Raw genomic sequence first — 11,773 nt, forward strand, 5'->3', positions numbered from 1 at the left:
GGCGACGCCCCGGGCGCCGCCTCACGGGCGTCCGCACAGGGCGGGGTCGGGGTGCGGGACGAAGCCGAGCGCGCGGTAGAGCGGTTCGCCGTCGTGCGACGCGTAGAGGTCCACGCGCGGTACCTCGCGCTCCCGGAACCAGTCGAGCAGCCCCCGCATGATCGCGCGGCTGTGCCCGCGCCGCCGGAACGCCGGATCGGTGACCACACCGGTCACATGGCCGCTGAGGCCGTTGGGCCGGTTGGGGCCGGGCAGCCGCTGCTCGACGAAGCCGAATCCGCAGGCGGCGAGGGAGTCGACGCCGTCGACGACGAGGATCCGCACGGTGTCCGTGGCGAGCTGTTCCTTCAGGACCGTGGCGAGGGAGTGCCGCCAGTCGTCGCCCGTGGACGAGGCGGTGAAGAAGTCCCCGTCGAGCGTCTCGAAGAGCAGCGCCCGAAGGCGTACGAGCTCCGCGATGTCATGCTCACCGGCCGGTCGTACGGGGGTGTGAGGGTCGGTGCGCGGAGCGGGGTGCCGTGCGATGTGCTGTGTCATGAGGATGAGCCTGCTGTAATGGTCTTATGCACCTCAACCCTTACGGCGAAGATGCCGTGAACCTGGCAGCCGACCTCACCAACCGGCCACCGGAGAGCGCCGACGACCTCGCGGACCGCTGCCGCGCGGCGGGCCTGGCGCTCGAACACCCCGTCACGGCCCGGGACCTCGACCGCACCAGGACCGCCCTCGACGCCTGGGAGAAGGTCGTCGACGCCACCGAGGAGGGCGAGCGCGCCGAACGGGTCAATGCGATGCTGGCCGCTGCCGCCGCCTATCCGCGCCTGACCGACCACGCGGGCAGCGGCTGGCACCTGCACTACCGCGACGACCAACAGCCGCTCGGCGCCCTGCTGTTCTCGCTCATCGCCGTCGGCACCGCCCTCCACCTCGCGGGGCGCGGAATGCACCGCCTGCGGCGCTGTGACGTCACCGAGTGCACCACGGTCTTCGCCGACACCTCCCGTACCGGACGGCAGCGCTACTGCTCCCAGCGGTGCGCCAACCGTGACGCGGTGCGCAGACACCGCGCGAACCGGGAGGCGTCGAGGGCCTCGGCGTAAGGCCGGTTCGCCCGCGCCCCATTGACATCCCGCGCGGGCGCCGTGAAGCTCCAAGACGCCCGTGGTAACGCTAACACCGGGCTGAGGCACACCTGAGGGAGTCATCCATGTCAGGTAGTCGTCACCCGTCGATGGACCGCCGCACCCTGCTCGTGGCCGCCGCGTCCTGCGCGCTCGCCACGGCGTGTGGCACCGCGGCGGGACAGCCCCCCGGCAAGGTCGCCGTGCTCGGCGACAGCCTCCCCTGGGAGAAGCCCATGGCCGCCGCGGGCGCGGCCATGAAGACGGTCGCATCGCTCCAACTGGTACCCGAGGTCAATCCGTCCCTGGAGTCGTTCGAGCAGATCGTCCGGTCCTCGCTGCGGACCAACAAGACGCCGGACATGCTCAAGTACTGGTCGGGCTACCGGCTGCGGGACCTGGCCCGCACCGGCGGCATCGAGGACCTGACGGACCAGTGGGACGGCGCCGTCGCCAAGGGCTGGGTGGACCCCTCGCTGCGGGGCGCGTTCACCCACCGGCGACGGGTCTACGGCCTGCCGATGAACCTCGCGTACTGGGTGATGTTCTACAACCCCCAGGTCTTCCGCGAGCACGACATCAAGACCCCCGAGACCTGGGACGGCTTCCTCGCCGCCTGCGCCCGCCTGAAGAAGGCGGGCATCACACCGCTGCACGGCACCGCCGCCGACCGCTGGCCCTCCTTCATCTGGTTCCAGGAGATCCTCAGCCGTCAGGACCCGCGCTTCTACCAGGACCTGATGAACGGCCGCGAGCGCTACACCGACCCGCGTGCCGAACGCGCGCTGCGCACCATCGCCTCCTTCTTCGACAAGGACTGGTTCACGCCCATGGACCTGAGCCACACCGACGCGGCCGCCGCCCTGGTGCGCGGCACGGTCGGCATGGTCGCCTGCGGCACCTGGCTCGGCTCCACGCTGGCGGGCGCGGGCGGCAAGCCGGGCGACAGCGTCGGCGCGTTCGTCCTTCCGATGGCAGACCCGAAGGCCCGCCCCAGCGTCATCTTCGAGTCCAGCGCGCTCGTCGCCACCGTCAAGGGCGCCGACCACGACGAGGCCGTCGAGGCCGCCGGGACCTGGCTGCACCCCGCGGTCATGCGGGCCTTCTCCGGCGCCCTCCAGGACGGCTGCCCCAACCCGAAGGTCAAGGCCGCCAACCCCGTCATCGCGGGCCTCGCGAAGAAAGTGCGCGGCGACAAGCTGTGGCTGCTCAACCGGTTCTGGGAACAGGGCCCGCCCGAACTCGTCGAGGCGACCGTCGACGACCTCGCGGGATTCCTCCTGAACCCCTCCTCGTACCGCTCGACGCTGCGCACCATGCAGGGCCGTGCGGACGAGGCGTGGAAGGTGTGGCGGGAGGCGGAGCGGTCATGACGGGGACCACGACACCGGCACCCGGCGCGGCGAAGCCGACGCACGTACGACGCGGGGTGCCCGTGCGCACCCCGCACCAGGCCGCGAAGGCCGGCGGCGGCAGGCTCGGCGGTCCGCTCGCCGCCCTGCCCTGGGCGCTGCCCGCCTTCGCCTTCGTCGGCGTGCTGCTCGTCTATCCCTTCTTCCGCAGCGTGTACGGCAGCTTCTTCGAGGAGAACGGCTTCACCAGCAGCTTCACGGGACTCGACAACTACACGCGGCTCGCCGACGACCCGATCTTCGGCAGGTCGCTGCTCAACACGCTGATGTGGGTGGCGGGGACGCTGCTGCTTCCCGTGCTCGCCGGGCTCCTGATCGCCGTCGCCACCCACCGCATGCGGTTCGGCGGGATCGCGCAGCTCGTCATCGTGCTGCCCTTCGCGATCTCCGGCGCCGCCACCGCCGTCCTGTGGAACTTCATGCTGACCTCGGAAGGGGCGGTCAACCAGGTGCTGCGCGGCGTCGGCCTGGACAGCTGGGCGCAGCCCTGGCTCCTGGAGTGGCCGCAGAACACGCTCTCGATGATCGTCGCCAGCACCTGGCAGGCGACGGGCCTGAACGTGGTCCTCTTCGCGATCGGCCTGCGGGCCATCCCGCGCGAGACCGTCGAGGCCGCCGAGCTGGACGGCGCGAGCGGCTGGCGGATGTTCCGGTACGTCACCCTGCCCCAACTGCGCGCGGTGACCGTCGTGGTGGTCGGCATGGCCATCGTGAACAGCCTCAAGGCGTTCGACATGATCTGGATCCTCACCAAGGGCGGCCCGGCCCGCTCCTCGGAGACCCTGGCCCTGAGCATGTACCGGGAGACCTTCCGGCTCTTCCACGTCGGCTACGGCTCGGCCATCGCGCTCGTCCTCTCGGTCATCGTCGTCGCCTCGTCCTGGATGTACCTGCGCCGTCAGATGCCCGACGTCTCCGGTACCGCCGCGCAGAGTTGAGGAGGGACCTTCGTGGGACGCACAGTGCGCCATCTCTTCGTCGCCGGATGCGTGCTGCTCTGGCTGATCCCGCTCTACCTCCTCGTGGTCAACGCCCTGACCCCGGCGACCGAGTACGCGGGCAAACCCGAGTGGACCTTCCAGGGCTTCGCGTTCCTCGACAACCTGGACACCGCGTGGAACGTGGCGGGCATCGGCGACAGCTTCCAGTCCTCGCTGCTCTACGCCGTGGTCTGCGGCCTGGTCGCGGTGCTCGTCGCGGCCATGGCCGCGTTCGCCGTCGTCGTCCTGCCGATCCCCAGGCCCGCCTTCTGGTTCTGGCTGATCTACTCCGGCACGCTCTTCCCGCTCCAGATGTTCCTCGCGCCGCTCTTCGGGATGTACGCGGACGCCAACCTGTACGACACGAGGATCGGCCTGATGCTGGTCTACACGGCGTGGGCGGTGCCCTTCGCCTTCTTCCTGATCCGCAATCACATGACGACGATGCCGCCGGAGTTGACGGAGGCCGCGCTGATCGACGGCGCGTCCTTCCCGCGGATCTTCTGGCGCATCCACGTACCGCTGATGAAGGCGGGTCTCGGCGCCGCCTTCATCTTCCAGTTCACGGCCGTCTGGAACGACCTGCTCCTCGGCATCACCCTCAGCCGCAGCCCCGACGTCCAGCCCGTCATGGCGGCCCTGACCACACTCAACAACGCCTACTCGTCGGCGGGCCCGCCGGTCATCCTGGCCGGCGCGCTCATCGTCTCCGCGCCGACCCTCGTCCTCTTCCTGGTGTTCCGCGGCCTGTTCCTGCGCGGCGTCACCGCATCCGCCCGCTGACCGACCACCCACGCACCCCAGGGAGAGATCCGCATGACGACACGGGCACTGGTCCGCACCACCGACTGGGACAACGACCGGATACGCGCCAGCCTGCGCTCCAGCGTGGTCGGCGCCGAGGGCGGCCTGGCGGACGGCACCGCGCTGCGGCTCACCGAGGAACCCCTGCTGCGCCGCGCGGACGACGGCACCCTGCTCCAGTCCCTGCGCGTGGAGCCGGTCAACGGCACGGTGCTTCCGGCGGAGTTGAGCGTACGCACGGAATCGGGCACCGTCCTGCGCGCTGAGCGCATCGCGGGACCGGGCCGCTCCGTACGGCTCCTGCTGCCCGCCGTCGACACGGCCACCCGCGTCACCGTCGGCCTCCCCGAGGCGCCGGACGGCGGCATCGAGATCCAGCTGACCCCGCAGCGCCGGTGGACCCTCCACCTGGTGCACCACTCGCACCTCGACATCGGCTACACCGACCCCAGGGCCACGTCCTGGCCGAACACCTCTCGTTCCTCGACTCCTGCCTGGAGCTAACCCGGGCCACCGACGACTGGCCCGCCGAGTCCCGATTCCGCTGGTGCGTCGAGTCGTTGTGGTCCTTTCGGCAGTGGGCGGACGCCCGCCCCGCCGAGCAGGTCGAGGAGTTCGTACGCCGGGTCCGCGAAGGCCGCATCGAGCTGACCGCGCTGCCGTTCAACCTGCACACCGAGACCTGCTCCACCGACGAACTCCACGAACTCCTGCGCCTGGCCCACGACATCCGTGACGAACACGGCGTCGAGTTCACCTCCGCCATGCAGACCGACGTGCCGGGCGCGGTCGTCGGACTCGTCGACGCGCTCGCGGCGGCGGGCGTCAAGTACCTCTCGGTGGCACACAACTGGGCCGGGCGCTCGGTGCCCCACCTGGTCGGCGGCGAGAAGCTGCCCCGCCTCTTCCGCTGGCGCGCGCCCAGCGGCAACAGCGTCCTGGTGTGGGTCACCGACACCCCGCACGGCCTCGCCTACATGGAGGGCCCGCTGCTCGGCTTCGACACGGACTACGCCGACGTCGACGACCTGCTGCCCGCCTACCTGACCTCACTGGCCACCCACCCCTACCCCTACCGCGGCGGCATCTTCGGCTGGGCCATGGACCACACCGAGATCAAACGCGAGCCCTACCCGTGGGACGTCCTCCACCTGCGCGTCCAGGGCAAGTTCGGCGACAACGCGCCGCCCCGCCGGATCATCGCCGACACCGTCCGCCGCTGGAACGAGACCTGGGCCTACCCCCAGCTGCGGCTCTCCCGCAACGAGGACTTCTTCACCGACGCCGAGGCCAGGCTCGGCGACGAGATCCGCACCTTCGAGGGCGACTGGACCGACTGGTGGGTCGACGGGGTCGGGTCGGGGGCACGCCCGCTGTCCCTGGCCAGGACCGCCCAGTCCGTGGTCGCCGACGCCCAGACCATCGGCACGTTCGCCGCCCTCCTCGGCGCCACGGGGGCCGAGGACGACGGCAAGGACGCCGCCGGGGTCTACGAGGCGGTGTCGCTCTTCGACGAGCACACCTGGGGCGCCGGCGACCCGTGGACCCACGGCGACGAGGGCGGCCACTCCGGCGAGCACCAGTGGCACTGGAAGTACGGCCAGGCCGTGCGCGCCCACGACGACGGCAACGCCCTGCTCGCCAAGGCGAGCGCCCGCCTCGGGCAGCGGCTCACCGCCCCGCCCGGCGCGGCGGCGGCCTACCACGTCGTCAACACCTGCTCCTGGCCGCGCACCGACGTCGTCCCCGTCTTCCTGCCGGAGAGCACGGTGGCGCTGGCACAGCAGGTCACCGTGACCGACGCCCGCGACGGGCGCCGACTCGTCCACGAGGAGCGGCCGCAGACCAACGACGACCACCGCGACGCGGGCCGCTTCCTCCTCGTCCGCGTCGACGACGTACCGCCCGCGGGCTCGGTGCGCCTGGACATCACCGCCGTCGCCGCGCGGACCGGCACGGACGACGAGGCCACCACCGTCAAGGCCGCCACCGGCTGGAACCCGACCGGCGGCACCGAACGCGAGGACCCTGCCGAGACCGCAGCCGAGGCGCTCGCCCACCCCGACCCGACCCTCCTGGAGAACGAGCACCTCGCCGTCCGCGTCGACCTCGCCCACGCCTGCATCGCCTCGATCGTCGACAAGGCGACAGGGCGCGAACTCGTCCGCGAGGACGCCGTCGTGGGCTTCAACGGCTACCTCCACGACAGCTACACCACCGCAGGGGCCTTCAACCACAACTCCAGCCGTACGACGGGATCCGAGCGCCTCGAACACCTCGGGGCCCGCGCGGTGGCCCCGCCCGCCGCACTGATCGCCCGCCGCTCCACGCCCACCGCCGCATCGCTCACCTACGAGACGCGTCCCGCGGGTGCCAACCGGCTGCGGACCACGCTCACCCTGCCGCACGGCGTCGCGCGCCTCGACATCGAGAACCGCCTCGACAAGGACGCCACGCCGGGCAAGGAGAGCGCCTACTTCGCCTTCCCCTTCTCCTTCGAGGACCCGGCCGTCCGCATGGAGGCCACCGGCGGCGCGACCGGCAGCGGCCTGCCGGTGGTGCCGGGCTCCGCGCTGCACATGCGGGCCGTGCGGCGCTGGGTGACCCTGCGCGACGAGGGACTCGCGGTGGCCTGGTCCACCCAGGACGCCCCGCTCGTACAGTTCGGCAACATCGCCCTGCCGTACGCGCCGTTCCCCAAGACCCTGGGCCACGACGAGCCCGCCACCGTCTTCTCCTGGATCCACAACAACCTCTGGGACACCAACTTCCCCAGCGCGCAGGGCTTCGAGTTCACCTACCGCTACAGTCTCGCCTGCGCGCCGAAGGACGACGGCCTCGGCCCGCGCACGGCAGCGGCCTGGAGCCGTCCGCTGCGGGCCGTGCGGGCCCGCGGCCCGGTGGGCGAGGCGCCGAAGGAGCACGCCTTCGCCGAGCTGGGCGACCCGCGCGTGCGCCTGGTGGGAGCCACCACGCCCGCCTCCGGTGACGTCCTGCTGCGCCTGCAGTCGTTCGCCGAGGAACCGGTGGCCTGCCGGGTCCGCGCCCGCTTCCCGGTCGCCGCCGCCCACCGCGCGACCTTCCTGGGCGCCGCCGGGGACGAACTGCCCTGCGCGGACGGCGAGGTGACGGTCCACATCCCGGCCCTCGGCACCACCGCCGTCCTCTTCGTGCGTCCCTGAAGCGCCCTTTGCCCCTCCGTACGCCATGACCGCGCGAAGGAGAACGTGTGTACCGGCTCGACCCGCGCCACGCCCCGGCACCGGGGACCGTCCTTGCCACCGGCTGGCCCGCCGTGGCCGCCCGACTGCCCCGAGGGTCCGCGACCGTCGCCGTGGACGGCCCGCCGACGGTGGACTGGGACGGCCTGGCCGCCCGGCTCACCGGCGAACTGGGCGCACACGGCGGCACGGTCGTCCCGCTCGACCTGCGCGCCCACCATGCCCCGCCCGCCGAGGTGCGCCGCCGCACCGACGACACCGATGACCCCTACTACTGCCGACTCGCCGAGAACACCCTGCGGGAACTCTTCGACGACCTGCCGAGACCACCGCGCCCCCGCGCCCGCGAGCTGGTCCTCGTGTACGGGCCCGGTGCCGCGCTGCTGGAGCACGACGTGCTCTGGTACGCCGACCTGCCCAAGCGGTACGCCGAGGCGGCGGTCGCCGCGGGCACCGGACACAACCTCGGACTGCCCTGCGACGGCGGTGACTTGAGGCGGCTGTTCTACATCGACTGGCCCGTCCTGGACCGGCACCGCGACACCCTCGCCCCCGGCGTCGACGGCTGGCTCGACGTGCAGGACCCCGACCGGCCCACCTGGATCGACGGGGACGGCCTGCGCGCCACCCTCGCCGCCCTCGCCCGCCGACCGGTGCGCACCAGGCCCTACTTCAACTCCACGCCCTGGGGCGGCCATTGGGCGCAGCGGCAACTAGGCTTCGGCCCCGGCGCACGCAACACCGCCCTCGGCTACGAACTCATCGCCCCCGAGGTGGGCGTCCTCATCGGCCCACACGCGAGCCAACAGGCAGAAATCCCCTTCCAGTTGCTGTGCGTCCTGCACCCCGACGCCCTGCTCGGCCCCCAGGTGCGCGCCCGCTTCGGCACCTCCTTCCCGATCCGCTTCGACTACCTGGACACGGTGGGCGGCGGCGACCTCTCGGTGCACTGCCACCCCAAGGAGCCGTACATGCGGGAACGGTTCGGCTGGCCCTACACCCAGCACGAGACGTACTACATGACCCTCGGCTCCCCGGACACACGTGTCTTCCTCGGCCTGCGCGAGGACGCCGACATCGACCTCTTCCGCAAGGAGATCGAGGAGGCCGCGCACGACGGCGTGCCGATGGACCCCGCCGACCACGTCCTGACCTTCCCCGCCGAACAGGGCGGACTCTTCATGATCCCGGCGGGCACCCCACACGCCAGCGGGGCGGGCAACCTCGTCCTGGAGATCAGCGCCACCCCCTACCTCTACAGCCTGCGCTTCTACGACTGGCTGCGCCCCGACGCCGACGGCAGACCCCGTCAACTCCCTTACGAACACGGCCTGGCGAACCTGGAGACCGGGCGGCGCGGCGACGCCGTCGCCCGCGACCTCGTCCAGGAACCGCGCACCCTGCGCCACGGCGCGGGCTGGCGCGAGGAGCTCATCGGAGCCCTGGACGAGATGTTCTACGAGGTGCGCAGGCACGTCCTGGACGTGGACGCGGAGATCCCCGACGACACGGCGGGCCGCTTCCACGTCCTGAACGTCGTCGAGGGCGAGGGCGTGCTGCTGCGCACGGCGGCGGGGGAGCGGCTCACCCTCGCGTACGCGGAGACGCTGACGGTGCCCGCCGCGGTCGGCGCCTACCGGCTCACGGCGATCGGCGACGCCCCCGTCAAGGTCGTCAAGGCGCTGGTCAGGACCCAGACCGACGCACCGCGACCCCGCACCGGCGCATGAGCAGCGCGGCCCCGGGGCACCTGCGGGCGGTCATCGAGCTCGGTGGCACCCATGTCACCGCGGCCCTCGCCGACCCCGGGACGGCAACCGTCGCCCGCACCGTCCGGCGCCCGCTGGACGCCCGGGGCCGCGCCGACCACATCCTCGGCGCGGTGGTCCGCTGCGCCACAGAGCTGGCCGCCCCCGAGGGCCTGGTGTGGGGCGTCGCCGTACCGGGACCCTTCGACCACGACAAGGGCATCGCCCGCTTCGAAGGGGTCGGCAAGTTCGACGACCTGTACGGCATCGACGTACGCGCGGTACTCCTTGACGGCGTGCGGCCGCGGCCCGCCCACGCCGTGTTCCTCAACGACGCGCACGCCTTCCTGCTCGGCGAGTGGCGCGCGGGCGCCGCGCGCGGACACGAACGTTGCGCGGGCATCACCCTGGGCACGGGCGTGGGGTCGGCCTTCCTCGTCGACGGCGACCTCCGCAGGCAGGGTCCCGGGATCCCGCCCCAGGGCCGCATCGACCTGGTCAGGGTGGCCGGGCGGCCCCTGGAGGACTCGGTGTCGCGCCGGGCCGTCCTCGCGCGCTACGGAGACGGCGGCGGCGACGGCGCCGCGGACGTCAGCGACATCGCGGAGCGCGCACGGGCGGGGGAGCGGCACGCGCGCGACGTCCTGGACGGGACGTTCCGCACGCTCGGCGCGGTCCTCGCCCCGCACCTGCGCGACTTCGCCGCCACCGTGCTCGTCGCGGGCGGCGCCATGGCCGGATCCTGGGACCTGCTGCGGCCCGCTCTGCGCGCGGGACTGGGGGATACTCCCGTCACGCTGCGCGCCGCGGGGCTCGGCGAGCACGCGGCACTCGTCGGAGCGGCGGCGTACGCGGCCGCGGAGAGCTGACCGGCGACAGCGGACGCGAGCCCGAGCACCGGAAAGAGCACCGGAAGAGCACCGGACGGAACGGAAGGGACACCCTCACCATGCCCGGACCGCACCCCAAAGGCGGGCAGCCCACCCTCCGCGACGTCGCGGAGCGGGCCGGGGTCAGTGCGATGACCGTGTCGCGGGTCCTGCGCGACGATCCGCAGGTGCTCCCCGCCACGCGCGAGCGGGTGCGCGCCGCGGCCACCGCGCTCGGCTACCGGCCCAACGAGGTCGCCCGCAGCCTGCGCCTGGGCCGTGGCACCGGCCTGGTCGGGCTCGTCGTCACGAACCTGGCCAACCCCTTCTACTCGCGCCTCGCCCTCGGCGTCGACTCCGTCGTGGCCCGCGACGGCCTCAAGACCGTCATCGGCAACACCGGGCAGGACCCGGCGGCCGAGCGGGAGCTGGTGGCCGACCTGGTGGCCCGCCGCGTCGACGGGATCATCGCGGTGCCCGCGGGCGCCGACCAGCGCCACCTCGCGGGGGCCGCGGCCGACGGCGTGCCGGTGGTCCTCGCCAGCAGGCCGCCCGAGGGCTTCGCGGCGGACTGCGTCCTGGTCGACGACTTCGGCGGCGCCCGCGACGCCACCGTCCGTCTCCTGGAGCGGGGCCACCGCCGCATCGGATTCCTCGGCTCGCCGCCCGCCGTGCACACCGGCACCGAACGCCTGCGCGGCTTCCACGCGGCCCTGGCGGCGGCGGGTCTGGCCGCCGACGCGCGCCACATACGCCAGGGCCAGACCGAACCGGACCAGGCCACCCGCGCCGCCGCCGAACTGCTCGCCCTGCCCGAGCCGCCCACCGCGCTGTTCTGCTCCAACAACCGCAACACCATCGGCGCGTTCCGCGCCATCCGCGCGTCCGGCGCGGGTGTCGCCCTCGCGGGCTTCGACGACTTCGAACTCGCCGACGCGCTCGGCCTCGCGCTCACCCTCGTCGCGTACGACAGCGACGAACTCGGCCGCGCGGCGGGCCGCCTCCTCCTCGACCGCCTGCACGACCGAGGGACCGGCGCGGCCGACGAGAGGGCCGAACCCCGGCCGCCCCGGCAGATCGTGGTGCCGACCAGCCTGGTGGAGTACGGGGGGTGAGGAACGGACCGGGATGCCCGTACGTTGAGGGGGCGAACGGGACCGGTCGACCGGTCGGAGGAAGCTGAAGGGGACGGGGGCAGGCGTGGCGCAGCAGACCCGTTCCGCGCGCCTCACCGCGTCCGCGCTGGCCCTCGTCGTCACCGTCCTCGCCTTCTTCGTCCCCGCGGCCACCGCCGCGTACGGGGCACCGGGCGACGCGCCGAGCACCCACCAGCTGACCGTCGTGCACGACCGCAGCTCGGTCGCCCCCGACGACGTTCCCGCGCTCCGGGTCGCCGCCGCGCACCGCGTCGACGCCCACATCCCAGGACCACAGCCCGCGGGCCCGGCCGGCAGGGCCTTCGACGCGGCACCGCACCGCGCCGCAGCCGGTCCCGACGCCCGCACCACGGGTGTCCTGCCGCCGCCGTGTCCCGCCCGCGCGGCCGCCGCGCCGCGCGGCCCGCCCCACCGATGAGCACGCAGACCGTCCCCGACGCCTGACCAGGAGCGCACCGCGC

The 11,773-nt window shown here is 73.0% G+C and carries 9 protein-coding genes and 1 pseudogene; 9 read left to right on the top strand and 1 reads right to left on the bottom strand.

What is annotated here, in order from left to right:
* Positions 1-21: 21 nt before the first annotated feature.
* Complete coding sequence (locus CP970_RS41450) at positions 22-537, bottom strand: GNAT family N-acetyltransferase (protein ID WP_055544024.1); 516 nt, start codon at positions 535-537, stop codon at positions 22-24.
* A 26-nt stretch (positions 538-563) separates the two neighbouring features.
* Between CP970_RS41450 and CP970_RS41455 the strand changes: the two genes are divergently transcribed.
* The 9 genes and pseudogenes from CP970_RS41455 to CP970_RS41495 all read left to right on the top strand — a co-directional run bounded on the left by CP970_RS41455 (position 564) and on the right by CP970_RS41495 (position 11,730).
* The gene (locus tag CP970_RS41455; protein WP_055544025.1) at positions 564-1,100 is read left to right on the top strand and encodes a CGNR zinc finger domain-containing protein; all 537 of its coding nucleotides are present in this window, start codon (positions 564-566) and stop codon (positions 1,098-1,100) included.
* 107 nt (positions 1,101-1,207) lie between these two features.
* Positions 1,208-2,494, top strand: a complete 1,287-nt coding sequence (locus CP970_RS41460; protein ID WP_055544026.1) for an ABC transporter substrate-binding protein — start codon at positions 1,208-1,210, stop codon at positions 2,492-2,494.
* Positions 2,491-3,471, top strand: coding sequence for a carbohydrate ABC transporter permease (locus CP970_RS41465; RefSeq protein ID WP_055544040.1), 981 nt, complete (start codon positions 2,491-2,493; stop codon positions 3,469-3,471). The genes CP970_RS41460 and CP970_RS41465 overlap by 4 nt, the downstream gene beginning before the upstream one ends.
* Before the next feature lie 12 nt (positions 3,472-3,483).
* A complete protein-coding gene (locus CP970_RS41470) occupies positions 3,484-4,296 on the top strand; it encodes a carbohydrate ABC transporter permease (protein ID WP_055544027.1) in 813 nt (270 codons plus the stop codon).
* Between the two features lie 33 nt (positions 4,297-4,329).
* A pseudogene (locus CP970_RS41475) lies at positions 4,330-7,499 on the top strand (glycoside hydrolase family 38 N-terminal domain-containing protein).
* Between the two features lie 47 nt (positions 7,500-7,546).
* The gene (locus tag CP970_RS41480) at positions 7,547-9,268 is read left to right on the top strand and encodes a class I mannose-6-phosphate isomerase (RefSeq protein WP_055544029.1); all 1,722 of its coding nucleotides are present in this window, start codon (positions 7,547-7,549) and stop codon (positions 9,266-9,268) included.
* Positions 9,265-10,155 carry an ROK family protein gene (locus tag CP970_RS41485; protein WP_055544030.1) on the top strand — a complete coding sequence of 297 codons (891 nt, stop codon included), beginning with the start codon at positions 9,265-9,267 and terminating at the stop codon, positions 10,153-10,155. Before CP970_RS41480 ends, CP970_RS41485 begins: the two co-directional genes overlap by 4 nt.
* 80 nt (positions 10,156-10,235) lie before the next feature.
* Positions 10,236-11,270 (top strand): LacI family DNA-binding transcriptional regulator, encoded by a 1,035-nt coding sequence (locus tag CP970_RS41490; RefSeq protein WP_055544031.1) that lies wholly within the window; start codon positions 10,236-10,238, stop codon positions 11,268-11,270.
* A gap of 85 nt (positions 11,271-11,355) precedes the next feature.
* A complete protein-coding gene (locus tag CP970_RS41495; RefSeq protein WP_055544032.1) occupies positions 11,356-11,730 on the top strand; it encodes a hypothetical protein in 375 nt (124 codons plus the stop codon).
* Positions 11,731-11,773: the final 43 nt, after the last annotated feature.

It is taken from the genome of Streptomyces kanamyceticus, assembly GCF_008704495.1.
GTDB classification, from domain to species: Bacteria; Actinomycetota; Actinomycetes; order Streptomycetales; family Streptomycetaceae; genus Streptomyces; species Streptomyces kanamyceticus.